Annotated in this window: 17 protein-coding genes, 1 pseudogene and 2 riboswitches; of the genes and pseudogenes, 10 read left to right on the forward strand and 8 right to left on the reverse strand. The window is 62.1% G+C overall.

Annotated features, from left to right (window positions below; translation table 11 throughout):
• Window positions 1-48 precede the first annotated feature (48 nt).
• The 5 genes and pseudogenes from wecB to AC0R79_RS17345 all read left to right on the forward strand — a co-directional run bounded on the left by wecB (window position 49) and on the right by AC0R79_RS17345 (window position 8,467).
• On the forward strand, window positions 49-1,203 hold the full coding sequence (wecB, locus tag AC0R79_RS17325; protein WP_127798312.1) for a non-hydrolyzing UDP-N-acetylglucosamine 2-epimerase: 1,155 nt from the start codon (window positions 49-51) through the stop codon (window positions 1,201-1,203).
• The gene (gene nfrB, locus AC0R79_RS17330) at window positions 1,200-3,374 is read left to right on the forward strand and encodes a cyclic di-3',5'-guanylate-activated glycosyltransferase NfrB (protein ID WP_474730854.1); all 2,175 of its coding nucleotides are present in this window, start codon (window positions 1,200-1,202) and stop codon (window positions 3,372-3,374) included. The genes wecB and nfrB overlap by 4 nt, the downstream gene beginning before the upstream one ends.
• Window positions 3,371-6,529 carry an NfrA family protein gene (locus tag AC0R79_RS17335; RefSeq protein ID WP_474730855.1) on the forward strand — a complete coding sequence of 1,053 codons (3,159 nt, stop codon included), beginning with the start codon at window positions 3,371-3,373 and terminating at the stop codon, window positions 6,527-6,529. Before nfrB ends, AC0R79_RS17335 begins: the two co-directional genes overlap by 4 nt.
• On the forward strand, window positions 6,529-7,407 hold the full coding sequence (locus AC0R79_RS17340; RefSeq protein ID WP_375747250.1) for a DUF4434 family protein: 879 nt from the start codon (window positions 6,529-6,531) through the stop codon (window positions 7,405-7,407). The genes AC0R79_RS17335 and AC0R79_RS17340 overlap by 1 nt, the downstream gene beginning before the upstream one ends.
• Window positions 7,391-8,467, forward strand: a pseudogene (locus tag AC0R79_RS17345) (GGDEF domain-containing protein). The gene AC0R79_RS17340 and the pseudogene AC0R79_RS17345 overlap by 17 nt, the downstream one beginning before the upstream one ends.
• Window positions 8,468-8,472: 5 nt before the next feature.
• Here the strand turns inward: AC0R79_RS17345 and AC0R79_RS17350 are convergent.
• Window positions 8,473-10,029, reverse strand: a complete 1,557-nt coding sequence (locus AC0R79_RS17350) for a TerC family protein (RefSeq protein WP_127798317.1) — start codon at window positions 10,027-10,029, stop codon at window positions 8,473-8,475.
• A 301-nt stretch (window positions 10,030-10,330) separates the two neighbouring features.
• A complete protein-coding gene (locus AC0R79_RS17355) occupies window positions 10,331-10,735 on the reverse strand; it encodes a MerR family transcriptional regulator (RefSeq protein WP_474730858.1) in 405 nt (134 codons plus the stop codon).
• Between the two features lie 79 nt (window positions 10,736-10,814).
• On the opposite strand from AC0R79_RS17355, the gene AC0R79_RS17360 reads away from it, so the two are divergent.
• Window positions 10,815-12,038, forward strand: a complete 1,224-nt coding sequence (locus tag AC0R79_RS17360) for an NADH:flavin oxidoreductase/NADH oxidase family protein (protein WP_474730861.1) — start codon at window positions 10,815-10,817, stop codon at window positions 12,036-12,038.
• Here AC0R79_RS17360 and AC0R79_RS17365 read toward each other — a convergent pair.
• Genes AC0R79_RS17365 through cobW form a run of 5 tightly spaced genes read right to left on the reverse strand, consistent with a single transcriptional unit; the run spans window position 12,035 to window position 20,247 of the window.
• Window positions 12,035-13,681 carry a phospholipase D-like domain-containing protein gene (locus AC0R79_RS17365; protein WP_127798319.1) on the reverse strand — a complete coding sequence of 549 codons (1,647 nt, stop codon included), beginning with the start codon at window positions 13,679-13,681 and terminating at the stop codon, window positions 12,035-12,037. The genes AC0R79_RS17360 and AC0R79_RS17365 overlap by 4 nt on opposite strands.
• Before the next feature lie 40 nt (window positions 13,682-13,721).
• Window positions 13,722-14,384, reverse strand: coding sequence for a vWA domain-containing protein (locus AC0R79_RS17370; protein WP_240665010.1), 663 nt, complete (start codon window positions 14,382-14,384; stop codon window positions 13,722-13,724).
• Between the two features lie 2 nt (window positions 14,385-14,386).
• Complete coding sequence (locus tag AC0R79_RS17375) at window positions 14,387-15,388, reverse strand: magnesium chelatase ATPase subunit I (protein ID WP_474730863.1); 1,002 nt, start codon at window positions 15,386-15,388, stop codon at window positions 14,387-14,389.
• An 8-nt stretch (window positions 15,389-15,396) separates the two neighbouring features.
• Window positions 15,397-19,170: a cobaltochelatase subunit CobN gene (cobN, locus tag AC0R79_RS17380; RefSeq protein ID WP_474730864.1), complete on the reverse strand. Its 3,774-nt coding sequence runs from the start codon at window positions 19,168-19,170 to the stop codon at window positions 15,397-15,399.
• Between the two features lie 3 nt (window positions 19,171-19,173).
• On the reverse strand, window positions 19,174-20,247 hold the full coding sequence (gene cobW, locus AC0R79_RS17385; protein ID WP_064381326.1) for a cobalamin biosynthesis protein CobW: 1,074 nt from the start codon (window positions 20,245-20,247) through the stop codon (window positions 19,174-19,176).
• A 99-nt stretch (window positions 20,248-20,346) separates the two neighbouring features.
• Window positions 20,347-20,556: riboswitch (cobalamin riboswitch) on the reverse strand.
• A gap of 710 nt (window positions 20,557-21,266) precedes the next feature.
• A riboswitch (cobalamin riboswitch) is annotated at window positions 21,267-21,488 on the forward strand.
• Window positions 21,489-21,610: 122 nt separating this feature from the next.
• On the opposite strand from cobW, the gene AC0R79_RS17390 reads away from it, so the two are divergent.
• The 4 genes from AC0R79_RS17390 (at window position 21,611) to cobM (ending at window position 23,769) form a co-directional block, all read left to right on the forward strand.
• Entirely contained in the window at window positions 21,611-21,808 is a 198-nt protein-coding gene (locus tag AC0R79_RS17390) for a CbtB domain-containing protein (RefSeq protein ID WP_007959524.1), read from the forward strand.
• Between the two features lie 11 nt (window positions 21,809-21,819).
• On the forward strand, window positions 21,820-22,521 hold the full coding sequence (locus tag AC0R79_RS17395) for a CbtA family protein (RefSeq protein ID WP_375747255.1): 702 nt from the start codon (window positions 21,820-21,822) through the stop codon (window positions 22,519-22,521).
• Complete coding sequence (locus AC0R79_RS17400) at window positions 22,518-22,931, forward strand: cobalamin biosynthesis protein (protein WP_011334491.1); 414 nt, start codon at window positions 22,518-22,520, stop codon at window positions 22,929-22,931. Before AC0R79_RS17395 ends, AC0R79_RS17400 begins: the two co-directional genes overlap by 4 nt.
• Before the next feature lie 91 nt (window positions 22,932-23,022).
• On the forward strand, window positions 23,023-23,769 hold the full coding sequence (gene cobM, locus AC0R79_RS17405) for a precorrin-4 C(11)-methyltransferase (RefSeq protein ID WP_474730866.1): 747 nt from the start codon (window positions 23,023-23,025) through the stop codon (window positions 23,767-23,769).
• Window positions 23,770-23,875: 106 nt separating this feature from the next.
• Here cobM and nfuA read toward each other — a convergent pair whose 3' ends face one another.
• The gene (gene nfuA / locus AC0R79_RS17410; protein WP_474730868.1) at window positions 23,876-24,460 is read right to left on the reverse strand and encodes a Fe-S biogenesis protein NfuA; all 585 of its coding nucleotides are present in this window, start codon (window positions 24,458-24,460) and stop codon (window positions 23,876-23,878) included.
• Window positions 24,461-24,546: the final 86 nt, after the last annotated feature.

Consider the following 24,546-nt stretch of genomic DNA (forward strand, 5'->3'; position numbering starts at 1 on the left):
TGCTGCCGGCCCTCTGGTCGCGGCCTTGCTTCGTCCCAGGAGGGGTCAATGTCCTTTAATGTCATGATGGTTTTCGGTACTCGCCCGGAGGCCATCAAAATGGCCCCGCTGGCCCGGGTTCTGCGTCAGTGGCCCGACATCACACTCAACATCTGCTCGACCGGCCAGCATCGCGAGATGCTCACCCAGGTGCTGGATGCGTTCGAACTGACGGTCGACGAAGACCTGCAAGTCATGACCCAGGGCCAGACCCTGAACGGTCTGTCGCAACATCTGCTCGCCCAGCTCGATCAGGCCTACGAGCGGGTCAAACCGGACATCGTCCTGGTGCACGGCGACACCACGACCAGCTTCATCGCCGCCCTCGCCGCCTTCAATCGCCAGTTGCCCATCGGTCACGTCGAGGCAGGCCTGCGTACCGGCAACCTGCGCGCGCCCTGGCCCGAGGAAGCGAATCGACGCCTGACCGGCGTGATTACCGACCTGCATTTCCCGCCGACCTCCAAGTCCGCCGCCAATCTGCTGCGCGAAGGCGTACCTGAAGACAACATTGAAATCACCGGCAACACCGTGATCGATGCCTTGTTGTGGATGCGCAAGCATCAGCAGGAAATCGATTGGCATCCGCCTGCCGATTCGCCTCTGGCGGCGATTGATGACCAGCGCCGGATGATTCTGGTCACCAGTCATCGACGGGAAAATCTCGGCGACGGTTTCCGCAATATCTGCCAGGCCCTGGCCGAATTGGCCGAGCAATACCCGGACGTGCAATTCGTTTATCCGGTGCACCTCAATCCGCTGGTGCAGGAGGTGGTGTACGGCATGCTGGCCGACAAACCGAACATCTATCTGGTGCCACCGCAGGACTATCCGAATTTCGTCTGGCTGATGGGCCGCGCGCACTTCATCCTGACCGACTCCGGCGGCGTCCAGGAGGAAGCCCCGGCCATCGGCAAACCACTGCTGGTGCTGCGCGACGTAACCGAACGCCCTTCGGTGCTCGAGAGCGGCACCATGCTGCTGGTCGGCACCGACAAGGCGCGCATCGTCAAGGAAGCCCGACAACTGCTGGACGACCCGGACACCTACGCGCGCATGAGCCGCGTGCACTTCCCCTATGGCGACGGTCACGCCAGCGAACTGATCGCCACCCGCCTCCACGCCTGGCTGAGCGCACGCTCGGCGGCGGGTAAAGGGGTATGAGTCTGGGTTGGGTCGATTTCTTCGCGTATGTGCTGTTCGGTCTCAAATATGTGGCGATTGCCCTCGCCCTGCTGATGTTCATCCTCGGGCTCGATGACCTGTTCATCGATCTTGTGTACTGGGGCCGCAAGTTCATCCGGCGCTGGCGGATCTACGAGAAATTCAAGCGCGCCGACGAGGAACGCCTGTATTCGATTCCCGAGAAGCCGCTGGCAATCATGGTGCCGGCGTGGAACGAGGTCGGCGTGGTCGGTGAAATGGCGCGTCTGGCCGCCTCGACCATCGACTACGAGAACTATCAGATTTTCGTCGGCACCTACCCCAACGACGCCGAAACCCAGGCTGATGTCGACGCGGTTTGCCAGCACTACCCCAACGTGCACAAAGTGGTTTGCGCCCGACCCGGCCCGACCAGCAAGGCCGACTGCCTGAACAACATCATCGACGCAATCCTGCGCTTCGAGAGCGAAGCAAAAATCCAGTTCGCCGGGTTCATCCTGCACGACGCCGAAGACGTGATTTCGCCGATGGAATTGCGCCTCTACAACTATCTGTTGCCGAACAAGGACCTGATCCAGATTCCGGTCTACCCCTACGCGCCGGAGTGGAAAGGCTTCACCGCCGGGCACTACGTCGATGAGTTCGCGGAAAACCACGGCAAGGACGTTATCGTCCGCGAAGCCCTCACCGGCCAGGTGCCCAGCGCCGGGGTTGGCACTTGCTTCAGCCGTAAAGCCATCAGCGCCCTGCTGGAAGACGGCGATGGCATTGCCTTCGATGTACAGAGTCTCACCGAGGACTACGACATCGGTTTCCGCCTCAAGCAGAAAGGCATGAAATGCATCTTCGCCCGTTATTCGGTCAGCGATCCGAAACTGGCGCTGGAGCAACCCTGGGTGTTCGGCATGAACCGCGAATTTTCCCAGGTGATCTGCGTCCGGGAACACTTCCCACGTGACTTGCAACACGCAATCCGGCAGAAATCGCGGTGGATTGTCGGCATCGTGTTCCAGGGCACCAAGAACCTCGGCTGGAGCCGCAAGGGTCTGCTCAACTACTTCCTGTGGCGCGATCGTCGCGGGCTGATCGCCTACCTGCTGAGCTTTCTGGTGAACCTGCTGTTCCTGGTGCTGCTGGCGATGTGGGCGGTGACGATCATTTCCCCGGACTCATGGCGCTATCCCTCGATTCTCGCCGACAGCTCGCTGCTCTCGGTGCTGCTGTGGCTCAACGGCCTGATGCTGCTCAATCGCCTGTTCCAGCGCGGCTGGTTCGTCACTCGTTACTACGGATTGGTTGAAGGTCTATTGTCAGCGCCGCGCATGATGTGGAGCAACTTCGTCAACTTCTTCGCCAACCTGCGTGCCCTGCGCCAAGTAATGGAAATGGGCGATTCACGACGCGTGGCCTGGGACAAGACCACTCACGAATTCCCGGCGCTGACCAAGGCGCAACGTACTCCGCTCGGCCATCGACTGGTGGAAAAAGGTTTGCTTACCGAGGAACAACTGGAAGCGGCGATCACCAGCCCCGTGCGCCGTCGACTGGGTCGCGAACTGTTGCTGCGTGAGTACATCGACAGCACTCAACTGGTTCAAACACTCGCCGAGCAGCTTGATCTTGAATGGGCGCCGCTCAATCCGTTCAAGCTCGACAAACGCCTGATCGATGCCGTACCGCGTCGGGTCGCCTCCCACTACGGCATTTTGCCGGTGGCCGAAGAAGGCGACACCCTGATTCTGGCCTCCGAAGGCCCGGTCAGCCAGGTCTCGCTGGGCGCCATCAGCCGTCAATTGAAACGTCCGGTGCGCAGCCGTCTCGCACCTCAGGGCCGCGTCACATTGGGGATTCGTTACTGGTACGCCAGCCCCCGCCAGAATGAGGAAGTGCGTCATATGCTCGAAGTGCTTGAGCGCCATCAGGACGATGAAGCCTTGCTGGAACGGGTCAGCCGCCATCAGGTGCTGCTGGGCAATCTGTTGCAGGTGCGCGGCATGGTGCCGCCAACCCTGTTCAATCAGGCGCTGATCGACTTCGATGCCGAGAACATGTCACTCGGCGAGCATTTGATTTCCCGGGGGATGATCACCCAGGAAGTACTGGAGCAGGCCCTGGCCGATCAGTCCAGCGAACAGCAAGCCGCCTACCGCATTGTCCGGGAGGTTGCATGAAGCCTGTGCATCGTCACACCCTGTTGATGGGCAGCCTGCTGCTGGGCTTGAGCACCGTTTATCCGCTGCAAGCGGCACCGCTGAGTGACTTTGAACAGTTCCGCAGCTACCCCTACATGGACCGCAGCTATCGCGAGGCGAAAAAGGGCAACTGGAAAGAAGTCGAACGACTGATGCGCCACTTGCTGGAAAAGGTCCCAAAAAACGATGAGGCCCGAGCACTGCTGGTGGAATCCCTGGCCAAGCAACGTCGTTACAAGGAAGCGCTGCAAGCATTGCCGGACAACAGCGACGCTCTCCTCGACCTGCGCCTGACCTGGATCGAACAGGATCCGCCGACCAGCTCTCAAGTTGAAGACTGGATGGCCACCAGCAGCCTTAATGACCGTGTACGTCTGTGGCAGGCCTACAGCCTGAGCCTGGCCAAGTTCGGCGGCGCGGCCAAGGCCCATGACTGGCTGGCGCAACTGGCGCCCAAGGGCGATGACAACATCCTGCGCCTGGCCCGCGCCAACTGGTCGGAGCAACTGCGCGACTGGAGCGGCACCATCGACCAACTGGCGCCGCTGGCCGCACGCAAACAACTGGACGCCGAAGGCTGGCAACGGCTGGCCAACGCGTATGTGCAACGCCTCGATGAAAAGCCGCTGCAGCAACTGCTGCAACAGGCGCCGAGACCCGAGGCCGCGCGCAACATTCGCCTGGCGATGGTCGACCGCGCCATCGCCATGGGCCACGAGCAGCAGGCCCAACGCTGGATGCAGTCACTGCCGGCCAGCGACCTCGCCGATCCGGCGCAGCGTCAGCGACTGTGGGAACTGGCGCGCAAGACCGAAGACGTGCCCACCGTGCAGCGCCTGAGCAACGATCTGCAACGGCCTTGCCTGGAAACCGCCGAATGGCTGTCGCGGCAGGATCCGGAAGCGGCGCTCAAGCAACTGCGCAGCTGTACACCGACGGACGATCCTCAGACCTGGCTGGTACTCGCCCAGCGCCTGCAAGCCACGGATCTATTGCAAAGCACTCGTCTGCCGGAGCCTTGGGACAGCCGACGGCAAACGCAGGTGCTCGACATTTGGCAGGAGCAAGGTCGCAGCGCCGAGGTCAACGCATGGCTGGCCGGTCAGAAACAGACGCCCGATATCGTCAAGCGCCGTGCGGAACTGACGCAGCGCATGGGACGGATGATCGAAGCGGAGACCCTGTGGGAACTGCACTACCGGCAAACCGACAACCTGTCCTCGCTCAATCAGGCCACCTATCTGGCGGTAAATGCCGGTGATCGCGCACATGCTCAACAATTGCTGGAATCCGCGTTCGATCGTCATGGCGGTCGTCTGCCGGCGACGGCATTGCAGCGTCTGGCCGGTTTGTATGCCGCTGCGCCATCAACGACACCAGAGCAACAGCGGCGCATGACGCTCCTGCTCAACCGGGTAGACGGTGCCACGCGCGGCCAACTGCTCGCACAACTCGCGGAGACCGGCCAGTGCGATGCCGTGCAGCAAGCCATCGGCAGTCACCCGCAAGCGGCTGGCGATTACCGCGCGCTCGGTCGCTGCGCCATGCCTGATCGCCCGGGTGAGGCCGTCGTCTATTACCAGCAGGCTGAAAAACTCGGCGATCGCGGCAGTCGTCTGCCGCTGGCCTATGCCCTGGAAGCGGCCGGTGATTCTGCCGGTGCGCTGGCCATCTGGCGCGGCTTCCCGACCGCCGAACTCAGCGACAACGCGCGTCTGACGGCCAGTCGCAGCGCGCTGAATGTCGGCGATAGCCAGACCGCGGAAACCTACTGGCAACAGAGCGCCACTCGCGGTGCCAATGAATGGGCCCTCGGCGCAGCCATCGCCGACGCACGGGGTGATCACGCCCAGGCACTGCAACGCCAGCGTCAGGCCCTGCAGCAGGCACCGGATGCCGGGCACTTCTACGCCGCGTCGGTCACCGCGCAAAAGGCCGGGGACCTGCCGCAAAGCACTGCATGGCTGGCCGAAGCGGTACGCCGCGAGCCGAACAACCCACGCTATCGCGCCGACTACGGCATGCGTCTGGCCGGCGCCGAAACCCGCGAAGAACGCGCCACAGCGATCCCGTACTTGCAACAGGCCACCCGTGATTTCCCCGAGGATTACCGTCTCGGCGAAACCCTGGCCTGGCGCTACGACGAAGTCGAAGACAGCGCCTCCGCGCGCAAGGAACTGCGTCGGGTGATCGACCTGGAGCAGAACCCGGTGGCCGCCGATGACGAAGACGGCAGCATGGAAGCCCGCCGTTATCGCCAGCGCCGTGCCCATGAAACCTTGTCCCGGCGTGACAGTTTTACCGTTGCCAGCACTTGGTCACCGGCCGGGGTCTCAACCAACGACTTTCTGCGTCAGGATGACAGCGAAGGCAGCAAGCGGGTGACCCGCTCACAGAATGTTCAGGTCGCGAAGTGGGATCACGCGCTGGGTGAAGAACCGAGTCGGGCCGGCAGTACGCTGTCGGTTTATGGCCGGATGCTGTTCGGCGGCCAAGGTCGCTCCAGCTATGGCGAAACCTTCGCTACCGGCGTCGGCCTGCGCTACAAGCCGTGGGGCACGGCCAACGTCAACCTGTATGCCGAAATCTACAAGCAAACCGGGGTCAGCGACGATGGCAGCGGCGGCATGCGCCTGGGACAGTTGCTCAGCCCGGTGAAAGTCTGGGATCAGGGTCACGACTACGATCGCTTCGGCCGCACCAGCACCGACTACCTGCTGCGCACCACCGCCTCGTTCCTTGATCAGGGCAAGTACCGCAACGACTGGCGGGTCGACGAGAACGAATGGGACGAGCGCTTTCTCTACCTCGACGCCGCGTGGTGGACCAAGGCCGGCGATCACCAGTGGCTGTCGCGATTCCAGCAAGGTCACGCCTGGAAACTGCCGTTCAGCGGAGCCCAGACGATCATGCCTTACGGCTTCCTCGAGTTTGCCAGCCAGGACCCGAGCAACGACTGGCGCCAGGACCTGCGCACCGGTGTCGGTCTGCGCTGGCAATGGTGGTACGACGAGGATCGCTACAACGCCTACCGTTCGAAACTGACGGTTCGCACCGAATATCAACAGTCGCTGGGCGGCAATCTGTATGAAGGCGGCAACGGTGTGCTGCTGGGCGTGGAGTGGAATTTCTGATGGCTCGATGGATGTTGTGTTTGTGCCTGCTGATGAGCGCCACTGTCGCCAAGGCTGATGAGCGAGTGTTCTACCAGCCGCTGAATGTCGATGCCGGCCTGACCCAGGCGCAGTGGCAGAAAGTCTGGCAAGACACCGCGAAACAAGGCACGCGTACCGTGATCGTGCAGTGGACGGCCTATGGCGACTCGGACTTCGGCGGTGCCAATGGCTGGCTCGCCAACAGCCTGAAACTCGCTCAGCGACAAGGTCTGCAACTGGTGCTCGGTCTGGCGATGGACCCGGCCTACTACAAGCGCATCGATGAACTGGACAGCGCCGGCCTCGGCGCCTACTGGCAGGCGCAACTGGGGCAATCGCTGGCCCAGCAGCAGAAACTGCGCCAGGACTGGAAGCTGCCGGTCAGCGGCTGGTATCTGCCGCTGGAACTGGACGACCTGCACTTTCTGGCGGCAGATCGACGGGCCACGCTTGAGCGTCAGTTGAAGGACTTCGCCGCGAAGCTGGATGCGCCACTGCATGTCAGCGCCTTCAGTGCCGGCAAGCTGGCCCCGGCGGTCAACGGCCAATGGCTGGGCGAATTGACAGCAGCCGGCGCGCAGGTCTGGTGGCAGGACGGCGCGGGCACCGGTCGTTTGTCACCGATGGTGCGCAATGGTTATGCCAGTGCACTGCCCTGCTCCGTGGGTATCGTGCGCGAGGCCTTCCGACAGGTCAGCCGCGAGGGCGAGCCCTTCCGTGCCGAACCGGCCAACCCGGATGCGACCTCGACCGGCTGCCATCAGAACGCGGTGTTTTCCCTGCGCTATCGGCCGTGGGGCTCGGTAATCCTCGATAACCAACGCAGGCATCCGGGCAGCAATGTACAAAACCATTGAAGACGAAGTCCTGAAGAAGACCGCGCCTGCCGAGCTGTGGAGCGAGTTCATCCAGCATGAATTCGAGCGGCTGCACACATTCTGCCTGCTGATTTATCTGGCAAGCATCAGTGTCTGGATTGTCTTCGATCTGATCGTCAGTTTCCTTGGAGGCCAGGGTTTTACCTGGCGATCAATGGTGTTTTTGACGGTATTTTCGATTCAGGCGGTCATTCTGCTGTTCACGCGTAAAGCCGCCCATTTCGATATCCTGAACATCCTGTTCGTCGTTGCCATGACCCTTGGCGTGCGACTGCTGATCGACGGCCTGCCCGCGAGCTTTCAACCCGCGTGGCTGGTACTGGGCGCCTCGAGCATGCTCTACAGCATCTCGGTTCTGCCCATCAGCCGCTGGTCGTTCTACACCTCGCAAGGGGTAATCTGGCTGGTGCTCAATCCGTTTTTTGGTACCGAAGTCGGGCTGTTCGAACTCAAAGGCGTGATGACCATCGCGTACGCCGTGTTTCTCTGCGGGTTGACGATCTATACGTTTTTGAAGCTGCGCGAGGCCAAGCTCTACAACTACATCATGTCCAAACTGCTGTTGGATCAAGCCTACAACGACACGCTTACCGAAATCCCCAACCGCCGCTCGTTCATGACCCGCGCCGGAAAAACCCTGCAAGCCGTGCCGCGCGAGCATGACCATTACCTGGCGATGATCGACATCGACAACTTCAAGAAAGTGAATGATGTGTACGGCCACGACATCGGCGATGAGGTCCTCTAGCGCATCGCGGCGGACATCAAAACCGTGATGTCACGCTTCGAATACGCACGATTGGGCGGTGAGGAGTTTGCGATCTATCTGGCCGGTGTGCGCCGCGAGGATGTCGAGGCGCTGGCCGGGGAATTGTGCCGGGTGGTGCGTGAGCAACCGACCCGGCACCCGGTGACCATCAGCATTGGTCTGGCCCGGGTCGAAGATGGCGACACCCTCAATCAGGCCCTGATCAACGCCGATGAAGCGTTGTACGAGTCAAAGCATACCGGCAAGGACCGGTACACTTTTCATCAGTGAGGCCGTCAGGCCTCACGCACCAGCAACACCCGCGTCACGCGACGCTCTTCGACCGCCATCACGGTCATGCCCCAGCCTTCATGTTCCAGTCGATCGCCCTTCATCGGCAGGCGATCCAGCAGGCTCATCACCAGCCCGGCGAGGGTCTGGTAATCCTCGGTTGGCTCGGCGCGAAAACCGGTGTGCTCGCGGATACGGGTCAGGTTCAGCGCACCATTGACGATGTACCCGCCCTGCTCCTCGACCACGTCCGGGCCGGCAATTTCGCTGGCGTCCGGCAGTTCACCGGCAATTGATTCGAGAATGTCGGTCATGGTCAACACACCCACAAAGTCACCGAACTCGTTCACCACGAAAGCAATGTGGGTCGAGGCCGCACGCATTTGCTCCAGTGCGTTGAGGATCGAATAACTGTCCAGCAGATTGACGGTCTTGCGCGCCAGGTGTTCCAGGTTCGGCTCGTTACCGGCCAGGTATTCCTTGAGCAGTTCCTTCTTGTGCACGAAGCCCAGCGGCTCATCCACTGCGCCGTTACGAATCAGCGGCAAGCGCGAGTAGGACGAATGCATCAATCGCGTACGAATCGCCTCGGCGTCGTCCGCCAGATCAATGTGATCGACATCAGCGCGCACCGTCATCAAGGCGCGGATCGGTCGCTCGGCCAATTGCAGCACGCCGCTGATCATCACCCGTTCGCGACGGTCGAACAGCTCCGCGCTCGGCGCCTCACCGTTATCCAGCAAGTCGGAAATTTCCTCGCCGACCTCTTCCACCGCCAGTTTGCGACCACCCAACAGACGCATCACCGCATGGGCCGTGCGCTCGCGCATCGGGCGCAAACCCTGCATCGAGCGCTTGCGACGAGCGCGGGCGATCTGGTTGAAGATTTCGATCAGGATCGAGAAACCAATGGCCGCGTACAGATAACCTTTCGGAATGTGGAAGCCCAGGCCTTCGGCCGTCAGGGCAAAACCGATCATCATCAGGAAGCCCAGACACAGCATGATCACCGTCGGGTGGGCGTTGACGAAGCGCGTCAGCGGCTTGCTGGCAACGATCATCACACCAATGGACACGATCACCGCGATCATCATCACCGCCAGTTCATCGACCATGCCCACGGCCGTAATCACCGCGTCCAGGGAGAACACCGCGTCGAGCACGACGATCTGCGCGACGATCGGCCAGAACAGCGCATAAGCGGTGTTGGTGGAACGCTCGCCGATGTGGCCTTCCAGCCGTTCGTGCAATTCCATGGTCGCCTTGAACAACAGGAACACACCACCGAACAGCATGATCAGGTCACGGCCGGAGAAGCTCTTGCCGAACACTTCGAACAACGGCGCCGTAAGGGTGACCAGCCAGGAAATACTCGCCAGCAGGCCAAGACGCATGATCAGCGCCAGGCTCAAGCCGATGATCCGCGCACGGTCGCGCTGATGCGGCGGCAGTTTGTCCGCCAGGATCGCGATGAACACAAGGTTGTCGATACCCAGTACCAGTTCCAGCACGATCAGTGTCAACAAGCCCAGCCATGCCGTGGGATCCGCTAACCATTCCATAATCTGTCTCTATCTCTCGTCAGTGAATTCAGGCTGCCGGACACGGCAAAGTGCGGCGCGAAAGCTCGAAGGCTGCGCCAACAACGATAGTCGGTAGTCGGAAAACTGGATGTTGCGAGTGCGTCAAGACCGCGCCGTGGCGCGAGGGGAACGGGGTTCCTGGAATAGAACTGGGAGGCTCCGAGAGGGTGTTCATGCAAATCCTGAATGAAAAAAGGCCTTGAAGCGTACAGGCTCAGATGACTTTTCCTACAGCTGGAAATCATTTCAAAATCTGTACGCCGCAGACATCTCCGGACTTTTACGGGTAAAGCGTCGACAACACGCGGTCGGCATTTGCAGCGCAGCTCATGCCTTCGGGCTTGGACTGAATGTTGTCGATCACCTCCAGCAACCGCGCCTTGCTCTGGGCCAGATGCTGCTGCATGACTTCGATCTGCTCTACCTTTCGGGTCAGGCCTGCCACCAGCTCATCGTGCTTGAACTCACCGGTTCCGGCAGCCGGCAACAACTGTTTGAGTTCTTCCAGGGAAAAGCCGGCCTGCTGGGCGCTGCGGATGATGTTCAGGGTCTGCAGCACTTGTGGCGGGTAACGTCGGTAACCATTGCCCTGCCGCTCCACTTTGGGAATCAGACCCTGAGCCTCATAAAAACGAATACTCGAAGCGCTCAACCCGCTCTGCTGCGCCAATTCACCGATTTTCATTTCAGCCTCGATTCGCCCGCTTGACATTAAAGTTAACTTTAAGCTTAGCCTCTCTCCATCACTGATGAGGAGTCAAGCAATGTCGCCCTTCCAGATTTTGAATCTGCCCAACGGTCAGACCGTCGGCAACCGTATCGCCAAAGCCGCCATGGAAGAAAATCTCGCGGACCGTGACCAGGCACCTTCGCGCGAACTATTCCGTTTGTATCAGGCCTGGGCCGACGGCGGCGCCGGGTTGCTGCTGACCGGTAACGTGATGATCGACCGCCGTGCCATGACCGGCCCCGGTGGCGTGGTGCTCGAAGACGAGCGGCATCTGGAGCGTTTCCGCCAATGGGCCGAGATCGCCCGCAGCGGCGGCGCGCAGGTCTGGGTCCAACTCAATCACCCCGGTCGTCAGACCTTCGCCAACATGGGCCAGCAAGCGCTGGCGCCGTCGGCGGTGGCATTGGAAATGGGCTCGTTCTCGAAACTGTTCGCCGAGCCCAAGCCAATGACCGAGGACGATATCGAAGAAGTCATTCAACGTTTCGCCAAAAGCGCCGCGCTCGCCGAAAAAGCCGGATTCACCGGCGTGCAGATTCACGCTGCCCACGGCTATCTGCTGAGCCAGTTTCTCTCGCCGCTGACCAATCGCCGCACCGACCGCTGGGGTGGTTCGCTGGAAAACCGCGCGCGCCTGCTGCTGTCGGTGATCGAGGCCATCCGCCAAGCGGTATCGCCGCAGTTTTGCGTGGCGGTGAAGCTCAATTCGGCGGACTTCCAGCGCGGCGGCTTCGACACCGACGACGCGCGTCAGGTGATCGAATGGCTCAACGAGCAACCCACCGACCTGCTGGAACTGTCCGGCGGCAGCTACGAAGCCCCAGCAATGCAAGGCGAAGCGCGTGACGGACGCACCCTTGCCCGTGAGGCGTTCTTTCTGGAAATGGCCACTGAACTGGCCAGCGTCGCGCGCATGCCGGTGATGGTCACCGGCGGCATTCGTCGCTTGCCCGTGGTCGAACAAGTGCTCGACAGCGGCATCGCCATGGCCGGCATCGCCACCGCATTGGCCATCGAGCCAAGCCTGGTCAAGCACTGGCGCGAAGGCCGCAACAGCGAGCCGCAATTGCCTCCGATCCGCTGGAAACGCAAACCGCTGGCCGCGCTGGCGAACATGGCCGTGGTGCGCTTCCAGATGGCCCGCCTGAGCCGTGGCCGCCAGCCCAAACCCGAGGTGTCGGCACTCTGGGCGCTGATTCGCGACCGCTTGTACCTCAGCCGCCGGACCCGCCAGTACCGACAGGCGATGGACGTCTAACGTCCGGCAAACCGCAGGCGAGACAACTGACGCAGGTCGTCCTCGACGTAATAGTCGTTGGCCCAGCTGTCATCCGCCGCCAACGGCTGTACCTGCTTCAACGCCAGTTTCTTCGCGAAGTAGCGAAAACGGTAATGCTCGTAGAACCGCAGCAGTTCCAGGCCATAACGGTCCGCCAGATCGGTGTCGCCGCGAATGATCAGGTAGTTCTCGTCATTGCCGTTGCTGGCCGAGGAACTGAGGTTGTGGCTGCCGCTGATGAGGGTCGGGCTGTCGCTGGTGAAGTCGGTGACCACCGCTTTGGTGTGCACCAGCAGGTTGCCTTTCTGGCCCTTCATGTTCTCCCGCAGCCAGCCTTCCAGCCCGGTGTTGAGCAACGCGGTGGCGGCGAATTCGGCAGTTCGGTCGGCGTGAAACCCGGTGATGCGGCTGACGGTGTTTTGCAGGCCGTAACGCAGGATGTCGTCGTGGGGCTGGCCGAGCAATGCGTTGAGAATCGCGTCCGGCAAGGCGAATGCGGTGACGAACAGCAGGTCTTTTTTCGCCCCCTCGATGATATCGACGAACTCCCGCAGATCGGCGCCGCCGGTACGCGGTGAAAACCCGGCGAACAAGGGCTGCGCCGGGTTCATCGGGTTGTGTTGGGTGATCCAGTCGCGAGTGGTGCCGACGTCCGCCGGCTCGGCCCAGATCTGTTCGAAGGTTTTCAGGTAACTCGCGCTGACCGCCGAATCGTCCAGCACATGTACCACGTTGGCCTGGCGGTACACGCCGTTGGCGGTGAAGTTGGTGCTGCCGCACAGTACGGCTTTTGGCTGGCGCTCGCCGCCTCCGTCGAGGCGGCTGAGGACGATGAACTTGTTATGGAAAATGTTGTGAGTGACCCGCCCGCGCTTGCTGGTCGCAGGCAGTTTCGCAAGGCTTGCTTCGTTGATCGTCGTGTCTTCGTCGTCGGGCCGGGCGTGATATAGCACGCGCACCTGAACACCTCGATCGAACGCCGCGTTCACCGTGTCAACGATGGCTTGCAACTGGTATTCGTAGATCGCGATGTCCAGCGCCCACTGCCCGTCCACCGCACGCTCGATAAAGCCCTGCAGGCGCCCGAGCAGACCGTTCTCCAGCCACTGACGCGCTGCATCGGGCCAGGCTTCGATGGGCATGTTTTTGTTGGCGCTGATCTGTGCGTCGAGATCGGGAAATTTGCGCTGAAACGCCTGACTGGCGGCCACGGCACGGTTAAAGATCACGCCCTGTTTGGCGGGATGACCGTCGTCGGAGCGGATTGTCAGTTCCAGCGCTTCACCCAATTGCGGCGCATCCGGCGTGCCATACGCCAGGTGCACGCGATAGTGGATCGTCATGCCCGGATTGACCGCGTAATCGGCCCAGCGAAATTTCTGCAGCGGCGCCTTGTCGCTCGGCGTGGCGTGGAACTGCGGGAAGGTGTGAACCTTGCCGGGAAAAGTCAGGCTGTTGAACAGGAACAGCCACGGTTTGTCGCCCTGCTGCTTTTCGATGGCAAACCCCAGCAGGCCTTTGCGGCGGGGTTCGGCGAGGTCCATGGCGAGCAGCACGCCGTTGGTGCCGGCGTAGGCCTTGACGCGAAAATCGTCCTGCGGATTGGCGACCAGTACGCGCATGATTCACTCCCTGTGATTTGGCCTCACTGCAGCATAGCTCTCAGACCGACAACAACTCGTCGATATGCCGGTAATCGGCGTCCAGTGCTGTCGCCAATTGTTTCGCGCGGCCCAGGCGAATCGGCCCGCGCTCGATATCGATCAACAGGCCCGGGCACGCGAGCCCTGGCAGTTCCGGACAGTCTTTCAACCGGCCATCGGTGATCACCAGCAACCGTTGCTGTTCGGCGGGGAAACGCTTGCGCCGCACCGCCAGCCAATGCCCGGCCTCCGTCAGCGCTGCCAACAGAGGCGTGCCGCCTCCAGCGCCCAACCCATCGAGCCAGGCGCGCAACCCGCTGGAGGCCTTCAGCCCTTGCACCTGCCATTTCGGCGCGGCGCCGCTCGCGGTCAACAACGCAAGGCGCGCACGCTGTCGGTAAGCGTCGTCGAACAATTGCGCGAGTACGCCCTTGGCATCGCTCAAGGCTTGATGGCGACGGGTCGAAGCGGAGGCGTCGACGATCACCAGCCACAGTTCATGGGGTGTCCGGGTGCGCAGTTGAAACAGCAGATCCGCTCTGGTTTTCGGATGGCCATTGAGCAAGGTTCCGGGCCAGTTCACCGAGCCGCTGCGAGCCGCGTGTCGCTTGCCTTGGCGACCGTTATCGAGGCGTCCGGCGCGGGGTCTGGCATTCGCCCCCGCGTCGGATCGGGGGCGAATGCCTAGGGCTTTTTTGGCCAGACAGGCACTTCGCGGCGGGCACCGGTGGCGAGTGCCGGCGCCGGCATTTCACCCCACTGCCCCTGCCCTTCGCTCGGTTCGGCGTTAGTGCCGGACGGCGATTGCGCCGGTGGCTGCGTACTGGTCGGAGACTGTTCGCGACGACGATGACGCAGTGCAAACTCAGCCACGGCATCGATGTCCTGCTCGGCGATAACTTCGGCGCCGCGCCACGCCGCATGAGCCCGCGCAGCACGCAGCCAGACCAGATCGGCCCGCAAACCGTCGACGCCTGCCGCGAAGCAGCGCTCGGTGATCTGCGCCAACGCTTCATCGTCGAGAGGAATGCTCGCCAAGGCATTGCGGGCACTTTCACAGCGCTCGCGCAGAGCTTGCTGCTCAGCCTCCCACTGCGCACAGAACGCCTGCGGATCGCTGTCGAAATCCAGCCGACGACGAATGATCTGCCCGCGCTCGGCCGGCGCCGTATGACCGCTCAGTGCGACGTTCAAACCGAAGCGATCCAGCAATTGCGGACGCAATTCCCCCTCTTCCGGGTTCATCGTGCCGATCAATACGAACTTCGCCGAATGCCGATGGGAAATCCCGTCACGCTCGATCAGGTTGGTGCCGCTGGCAGCCACATCAAGCAGCAGATCCACAAGATGGTCCGGCAGCAGATTCACTTCATCGACGTACAACACACCGCCGTCAGCCTTGGCCAGCACACCCGGAGAAAACTGCGCGCGCCCATCGCTCAATGCCGCGTCCAGATCCAGCGTGCCGACCAGTCGTTCTTCAGTCGCGCCCAACGGCAAGGTGACGAACTGACCGCTGGCCAACAGATCCGCCAGACCCCGGGCCAGCGTCGACTTGGCCATACCGCGCGGGCCCTCGATCAGCACGCCGCCGATCTTCGGATCAATGGCCGTCAGGTACAGCGCCAGTTTCAGGTCATCGGCGCCGACCACGGCGGAGAGCGGGAAATGCGGGGTGTCGGTCATGTTCAGTCTCAGCTCTCTTCTTCTATGTCCAGCAGCAGGTTTTCCAGGGCTTCTTTGTAGGCGCCCGGTTCCTGCCACATCCCGCGCTGCTGCGCTTCGAGCATGCGTTCGGTCATGTCGCGCAGCGCGTGGGGATTATGCTCGCGCACAAAGTCGCGGGTCGCCGGGTCCAGCAGATACGCATCGGCCAGCAAGGCGTACTGATGATCGTCGATCAGTTGCGTGGTGGCGTCGAAGGCAAACAGGTTGTCGACCGTCGCCGCCAGTTCGAACGCGCCTTTATAGCCGTGGCGCTTGACCCCGTCGATCCATTTCGGATTCGCCGCCCTTGAGCGGATGACCCGGTTTAGCTCTTCCTTCAAGGTGCGGATTTTCGGCAGGTCCGGCTGACTGTGATCGCCGTGATAACTGGCCGCCGCTTCACCGCGCAGGCTTTCCACGGCGGCGAGCATGCCGCCCTGGAACTGGTAATAGTCGTTGGAATCGAGCAGGTCATGCTCGCGGTTGTCCTGGTTTTGCAGCACGGCCTGCACCTGGCTCAGGCGCTGGACGAATTGCTCGCGGGCGGCGGTGCCTTCATCGGAACCGCCATAGGCATAGGCGCCCCAGTTCAGGTAGACCTCGGCCAGATCTTCTCGGGTTTGCCACAGACGACCATCGATAGCGCCCTGCACGCCCGCGCCATAAGCGCCGGGCTTGGCGCCGAAGATCCGCCAGCCGGCCTGACGTCGGGCAGCCTCTTCGTCCAGCCCAGACTGGCGCAGCGCCTCGCGTTCGGCACGCACTTTTGCGGCCAGTGGATTGAGATCGTCCGGCTCGTCCAGCTCCGCCACGGCTTGCACGGCGGCGTCGAACAGGCGGATCAGGTTGGCGAACGCATCGCGGAAAAATCCGGAGACTCGCAGCGTGACATCGACCCGAGGCCGGTCGAGCAGGCTCAGCGGCAGAATCTCGAAATCATCGACCCGTTGACTGCCGGTGGCCCACACCGGACGCACGCCCATCAGCGCCATGGCCTGGGCGATGTCGTCACCGCCGGTGCGCATGGTCGCCGTGCCCCAGACCGACAGGCCGAGCTGGCGCAGGTGATCGCCGTGGTCCTGCAGGTGTCGCTCGAGAATCAGGGTCGCGGACTGGAAGCCGATCCGCCAGGCCGTGGTGGTCGGCAGATTGCGCACGTCGACCGAATAGAAATTGCGCCCGGTGGGTAGCACGTCGAGGCGGCCGCGACTCGGTGCGCCGCTTGGGCCGGCGGGGACGAATCGGCCGCTCAACGCGTCGAGCAAGCCGTGCATTTCCGCCGGGCCGCAGGCGTCGAGGCGTGGGGCGATCACTTCGCGAAGCGCGTTGATGATCGTCTGCACATTCGTCCAGCCTGAAGCGTCCAGTTGCGCAACATCACCCATCAGCGACTGCTCGATCAATTGCGCCGCGAACAGCTCCAGACGCTCTCGGGTATCCCCCGCCGTGCGCCAGACCTCATCGCTGACCGACAGCAAGTCCGATGGGCGCGGGCCAGTCCAAGGATCAGCCAATGCGCAATCCAGCGGATCGAATCCCAATTCAAACGCCTTGGCCAACGCCCGCAACAAACTCGACTGCGCCCCTTTGCCATCGCCACGCGGAATCCGCAGCAACGCGAGCAAGGTATCGATACGCAAACGCCCGGTCGGCGACTCACCGAAAATGTGCAGACCATCGCGGATCTGCGATTCCTTCAAATCACACAGATAAGTGTCCAGACGCGGCAGCCAGATCGCCGCATCGGCATCGCTGTCGAGGGCTTCGTCGAGTTGCAATTCGCGATCAATCTGCGTGTCACGCACTAACTGGAGGATGTCGCGCTGCAACTCCCGGGCGCGGCGCGGATCGAGCAACTGAGCTTCGTAATACTCGTCCGCCAACAGTTCCAGATTGCGCAGCGGACCGTAGGTTTCGGCACGAGTCAGCGGCGGCATCAAGTGGTCGATGATCACTGCCTGAGTGCGACGTTTGGCCTGGGCACCCTCGCCCGGATCGTTGACGATAAACGGATAGATGTTCGGCAGCGGCCCGAGCAGCGCGTCCGGCCAGCAGTTCTCCGACAGGCCCACGCCTTTGCCCGGCAGCCATTCGAGGTTGCCGTGCTTGCCGACGTGAATCACACCGTGAGCGCCGTAGGTCTTGCGCAGCCAGAAATAGAACGCGAGGTAGGCGTGCGGCGGCACCAGATCCGGGTCGTGATACACCGCGCTCGGGTCGACCTGATAACCCCGCGCCGGCTGAATGCCAACGAAGGTCAGGCCGAAGCGCAGGCCGGCGATCATCATTCGCCCGTCACGGCACATCGGATCGTTTTGCGGCGAACCCCAACGTTCCAGCACCGCCGTGCGATTGGCTTCTGGCAGCGCATTGAACATCGTCAGGTAATCGTCCATCGCCAGGCTTTGCTGGCACGGGCGCTGATCGAGGGTGTCGAGGTCATTGCTGACGCCGCCGAGCAATTGCCGGATCAGTTCGGTGCCGCTGTCCGGCAGTTCGGCCGGCAACGGATAACCTTCAGCCTGCAACGCTCGCAGGATATTCAGCGCGGCAGCCGGCGTGTCGAGGCCGACGCCGTTGCCGATGCGCCCGTCCCGGGTCGGGTAGTTGGCGAGGATCAGCGCGATGCGCTTTTCAGCGTTCGGCACCCGCGCCAGATCGACCCAGCGGCGCGCCAGTTCGGCCACAAAATCCATGCGCTCGGGTTGGGCCCGATAACACACGACATCGGACTGACTGCGCTCGCTGCGCCAGGCCAGATCCTTGAAGCTGATCGGCCGGCTGATGATCCGGCCATCAAGCTCCGGCAATGCAATGTGCATCGCCAGATCCCGCGGACCGAGGCCCTGCTCGTTCTCGCGCCAGCCGGGTTCATTGTCCTGGGCGCAGATCGCCTGAATCACCGGAATGTTGCGACGAAACGGCCGCAGATGCGGCGCTTCCGGGCTGGACTGGGCGAAACCGGTGGTGTTCAAAATCACCGAGGCCTCGACCTCATCCAGCCAGTCCTCGACCACCGACAGGCAGCCGGGCTCTTTCAAACTGGCCACGGCGATCGGCAGCGGATTGAGTCCGGCCGCCTGAAGCCGTTGGCAGAACACGTCGATAAACGCCGTATTGGCCGCTTGCAAATGCGAGCGATAAAACAACACCGCCGCCACCGGTTGACCAGGTAGCCAATCGGCTTGCCAGTCACTCAGTGCGGCGGTGTTTTTGTTCGGGTGGTAAATCGCCGTGCGTGGCAGCGTTTGCGGCTCGCCCCACACGTAATCCCGCGCCAGCCAGCGATTGGCCAGGCAACGGAAAAAGTCCAGCGCATTGCCCATGCCGCCCTGACGCAGGAACTGCCAGAGCCGGTCGCGATCCTCGGCGCCGACCGTGCTCAAGTCACTGAGTTCCGGGTCGGGCCGGTCATCGCCCGGCACCAGAATCACCTGCACGCCACGCTCGGACAACTCGACCAGCCGCTCGACGCCATAACGCCAATAAGCGATGCCGCCGTGCAGCGAAATCAGAATGACCTTGGCGTGGCGCAGCACTTCATCGACGTACAGGTCGACCGACGCATGGTTCTGCACCTGCATCGGGTTGGCCAGCCGCACGCTCGGGTAATCCTCGGGCAGTTGCTGCGCCGCTTCGGCGAGCAGCGCAAGGCTGGAATCGCCGCTGCACAGGATCACCAGCTCGGCGGGGGTTTGTCCAAGGTCGGCAATGTTGTCATCCGACACGAAACCGCCGGGCTGGGTCCTGAGCAGGTGCATGGCTTAAACGCTGAGCGCGGCGCGCAGTTGCGCTTCGAGCTGGGCTGCGTCCAGCTCCTGACCGATCAACACCAGACGCGTCACGCGCACCTCATCGGCGCCCCACTGACGGTCGAAGTGCTTGTCGAAACGCGTACCGACGCCCTGAATCAGCAGACGCATCGGCTTGTTCGGGATCGCCGCGAAGCCTTTGACCCGCAGGATGCCGTGCTGAACCACCAGTTGCGTCAGCGCATCGAGCAACAGGCTTTCGTCAGCTTGCGGCAGTTCGATGGAGATCGAGTCGAAGGCGTCGTGATCGTGGTCGTCGTGATCGTCATCGCCTTCACCGTGGTGGTGATCGTGATGGCTGTGGCGGCTGTCGATGTGTTCTTCGGAACCGGCACCGAGGCCGATCAGCACGTCCAGCGGCAGACGACCGTTGCTGGCTTCGATGATTTTCACCGCTGGCGGCAGTTCTTCGGCGACTTCCAGACGAACGCGCGCGAGGTCTTCAGGGCTGGTCTGGTCAGCCTTGTTGAGGATCACCAGGTCGGCGCTGGCCAGTTGGTCGGCGAACAGCTCGTGCAGCGGCGATTCGTGGTCCAGGTTCGGATCGAGTTTGCGCTGGGCATCGACCTGATCCGGGAACGCGGCGAAGGTGCCGGCAGCCACGGCCGGGCTGTCGACCACAGTAATGACCGCGTCAACGGTGCAGGCGCTGCGGATTTCCGGCCACTGGAAGGCTTGCACCAGCGGCTTCGGCAGGGCCAGGCCCGAGGTTTCGATCAGGATGTGGTCGAGGTCGCCGCGACGGGCCACCAGTTCACGCATCACCGGGAAGAACTCTTCCTGAACGGTGCAGCACAGGCAGCCGTTGGCCAGTTCGTAGACGCGGCCGGTGGCTTCTTCTTCGGTGCAGCCGATGGTGCATTGCTTGAGGATTTCACCGTCGATACCCAGCTCGCCGAACTCGTTGACGATCACCGCGATGCGGCGGCCCTGGGCGTTGTCGAGCATGTGCCGCAGCAAGGTGGTTTTGCCCGAGCCGAGGAAGCCGGTGACGATGGTGACGGGGAGTTTGGCCAGTGTTTTCATCGGATGCCCTTTGGCAAGGTGGCGGGCATACGGGACGAGACCGGCAACGCGGGTGCGTGCCTGGAGAGTTCGCCACCGGATCACCCCGCCCGGTTGAAAGTGAGAATCTGTGACGAGGCAGGTCTCCTGGCTGACGGTGTTCGGGCCTTCGCCCGGTATTCACTGCGCCTTCCCGCTGGCTCTGGATTGAGTTGGCAGTGGCGTGGCAGCGAACAGCACCGTTCACAGTTGCGGGGGCAGCCGCGGCTTGGACCGCGTTCCCTTCTTAGCTTCGGCGTGGGCCGAAGAACCTCGAAAGCGCAAGGCTACGCAGGGTGTGGGGATGGGTCAATGGGAGGTTGGTTTTGTGGGCATATCCGTTGCTGCGGTAACGGCTTCTTAGGGTTCCGCCCTTACGGCGGGTCACTTTTGGCAAACGCCCCAAAAGTAACCAAAAGGTCTGCGCCCTGACGTACGGCCCCTCGCTGAGGCTCGGGGTTCCTTCGCTCCGGGATTGATCCGGGGGCATCGCCTACGGTTTGCTCCGCTGCACCTCCTCTCGATGCATGCGGCTGCGCCGCACGGTCGCTGCGCTCCCACCCCCGGATCAATCCCTCCACTCAGCCTGCCGACGGACTTTGCGATCAAAAGCGGTACTTGAGCTAACGCTCATCGTGTTGAGTGTTTAAGGGCTCTTGATCTGGCTTTTGATGTGGCTTTTGATTTTTTGCCCCTTCGGCAGGCCGAGCGGAGGTGTCCATCAGGGGGTAGGCGCGTAGCGCCGTTCGACGAAGTCGAACACATCGAGAGGAGGTGCAGCGAAGCAAACCGTAGGCGATGCCCCCTGATGGACACCGTAGCGAGGGAACACTGAGCCTAAGCGAAGTGCCGTACGCCGGGGCGTAGACTTTTTGGTTACTTTTGGGGCGTCTGCCAAAAGTGACTCGCTGTAAGAGCGAAACCGCCAGCGGCAGCACCCGAAGCAACGGATATGCCCCCAAATCCCGTTCCCAATTGACTCAAATCCCCCCTCATGGTCTCCTACACAACTTGTTACGGGTGCCCTTCACAGGGTGAAACGGGAAACCGGTGAATCATGTGCTTTACTCTAAAGCCATGTCAGTCCGGTGCTGCCCCCGCAACGGTAAGCGAGCGAAGCGTCAGATCCACTGTGCCCACAGGCATGGGAAGGTGACGCTTGCAGGTCGGCCAGACGCCAACCCCTCGTGAGCCCGGAGACCGGCCCGCAACACACAGTGCGCATCCTTGCGTCACTGAACATAACAAACCCGCGGTGGGCGGGCGCTGTTCGAACCTCTGCGTGCCCGGCCGCAGGGGTTTTCATGCGCTCTATTCACCCGCTGACACTCCAGAGGGAAGCGCCATGTCGATCATCAGCAGCACCGGCAGCAATTCGGACAAGATCTCCAGCACCACCACCCTGAGCCAACGCCTGACCGCCGCCGTCTGCGCGTCGATCCTCGGTGCGTGCCTCGTGTATTTCGCCGGTTTCTCGCACATCGAAGCGGTGCACAACGCCGCGCACGATACCCGCCACAGCGCCGCGTTCCCGTGCCACTGAGACCTGACGACATGATCAAGCGTATTGCGCAGACCGCAGGTTTCACCGGCCTTCTGGCCGCCCTGCTCCTGACGTTGCTGCAAAGCTTCTGGGTTTCGCCGCTGATTTTGCAGGCCGAGACCTTCGAGAAAGCCGAACCGGTTGCCGAAGTTCACGAACACGCCGCCGGCACCGCCGCCCACACCCACGATGCCGAAGCCTGGGAGCCGGAAGACGGCTGGCAGCGCGTGGTCTCCACCACTGGCGGCAACCTGGTGGTTGCCGTGGGTTTCGCCCTGATGCTGGCGGGCCTGTACACCCTGCGTGCGCCGACCAAGACTTCGCAAGGCCTGCTCTGGGGCCTGGCCGGTTACGCGACCTTCGTGCTCGCCCCGACCATGGGCCTGCCACCTGAGCTGCCGGGCACTGCCGCTGCGGATCTGGCCTCGCGGCAGATGTGGTGGATCGGCACTGCGGCCTCCACCGCTGTCGGCCTGTCCTTGATCGCGTTCAGCCGTCACTGGCTGATGAAGATCCTCGGCGTGGCGATCCTTGCCGTGCCGCACGTGATCGGCGCGCCGCAACCGGAAGTGCATTCGATGCTCGCCCCGGAAGCACTCGAAGCCCAGTTCAAAATCGCTTCGCAGCTGACCAACGTCGCGTTCTGGCTGGCCCTGGGCCTGATCAGCGCCTGGTTGTTCCGCCGCAAAAGCGAAGGTCAGTACCACGCATGACCGATGACAGCGCAGCGCCGACCTTCGTGGTCGGCCTGGGCTGCCAGCGCGGCTGCCCGGCCAGCACGCTGCGTGCATTGCTTGATCAGGCGTTGCAGGCCCACCGAATTGATCTTGAGAAGGTCAAGGCGCTCGCCAGCATCGACCTCAAGCGCGATGAACCCGGTTTGCAGGAACTCGCCGCCCAGCTGGCGCTGCCGTTGCTGTATTTCAGCAGCGAGGAACTGGCCAGTTATCAGCAACGTTTGAGTCATCATTCACAGATCGCCTTCGAACGCACCGGCTGCTACGGCGTAGCGGAAAGTGCTGCTCTGGCGCTCGCCGAACAGTTGATCAGTGGCCCGGCAAAACTGCTGATTTCCCGGCAAAAGTACGCTCAGGCAACTCTGGCATTGGCCGGCGCGGCGTAAATTCCCGATAATCCCCGCTTTTGATCATGAGCGTTCTTCATCTCAAGGGCTGGTGAAGCACTGCCCTGCCCCTTTTTTACAGGATCCAACGATGACCGTTTACTTCATCGGCGCCGGCCCCGGCGACCCGGAATTGATCACTGTCAAAGGCCAGCGGCTGATCCGCAGTTGCCCGGTGATCATCTACGCAGGTTCGCTGGTGCCGACGGCGGTGCTGGAAGGTCATTGCGCTGAAACCGTGGTCAACAGCGCCGAACTGCACCTGGAACAGATCATCGACCTGATCAAGACCGCCCACGCCAAGGGCCAGGATGTGGCGCGGGTGCATTCGGGCGATCCGAGCTTGTACGGCGCCATTGGCGAGCAGATTCGTTATTTGCGCGAGCTGGATATTCCGTTCGAGATCATTCCCGGCGTAACCGCCACCGCCGCGTGCGCCGCGCTGTTGGGGGCTGAACTGACTCTGCCGGACATCTCGCAAAGCGTGATTTTGACCCGATATGCGGACAAGACCTCGATGCCTGCCGGCGAGGAATTAGGCAGTCTGGCGCAGCACGGGGCGACCATGGCGATTCATCTGGGGGTCAATCATCTGGAGAAAATCATTGCCGAACTGCTGCCGCATTACGGCGCGGATTGCCCGATCGCGGTGATTCACCGGGCGACGTGGCCGGATCAGGACTGGGTGGTCGGGACGCTGGAGGATATTGCCGGGAAGGTGGCGGCCAAGGGGTTTCGGCGTACGGCGTTGATTCTGGTCGGGCGGGTGTTGGGCAGCGATCATTTCAGTGAGTCGTCGCTGTATCGCGCGGGGCATGCGCACCTTTTTAGACCGTGAATGGGACGCGGAGCGTCCCGGGCTGCATTCCCACGCAGAGCGTGGGAACGATCAAAAAAAAACGGCGCTCACGGGGCGCCGTTTTTTTTATGCCGCAGCGAACACCTTAGTAGTAGGCGTTTTCTTTCTGCGTATGGTCGGTTACGTCGCGAACGCCCTTGAGCTCAGGAATACGCTCAAGCAGGGTGCGCTCGATGCCTTCCTTCAGAGTCACGTCCGCCTGGCCGCAGCCCTGGCAACCGCCGCCGAACTGCAACACGGCAATGCCGCCTTCAACCACATCGATCAGGCTGACCTGACCGCCGTGGCTGGCCAGCCCCGGGTTGATTTCGGTTTGCAGGTAGTAGTTGATGCGCTCGTTGATCGGGCTGTCGGCGTTGACCATCGGGACTTTGGCGTTTGGCGCCTTGATGGTCAGCTGGCCGCCCATGCGGTCGGTGGCGTAGTCGACGACGGCATCATCGAGAAACGCTTCGCTGAACGAGTCGATGTAAGCGGTGAAGCTTTTCAGCCCCAGCGCCGTGTCTTCAGGTTTCTCTTCGCCCGGCTTGCAGTAGGCAATGCAGGTTTCGGCGTACTGGGTGCCAGGCTGGGTGATGAAAACGCGGATGCCGATGCCCGGGGTGTTCTGCTTGGAGAGCAGATCGGCCAGGTAATCATGGGCGGCGTCGGTAATGGTAATAGCGGTCATGGAGACTCCTCGCAGGCTTGAGGCGGAGTTTACGCCAATCGGCGCGCGGCACAAAGTCCTAGTATTTACGTAGGAATAGTTCGCAA

It is taken from the genome of Pseudomonas sp. HD57-3 (assembly GCF_056113135.1).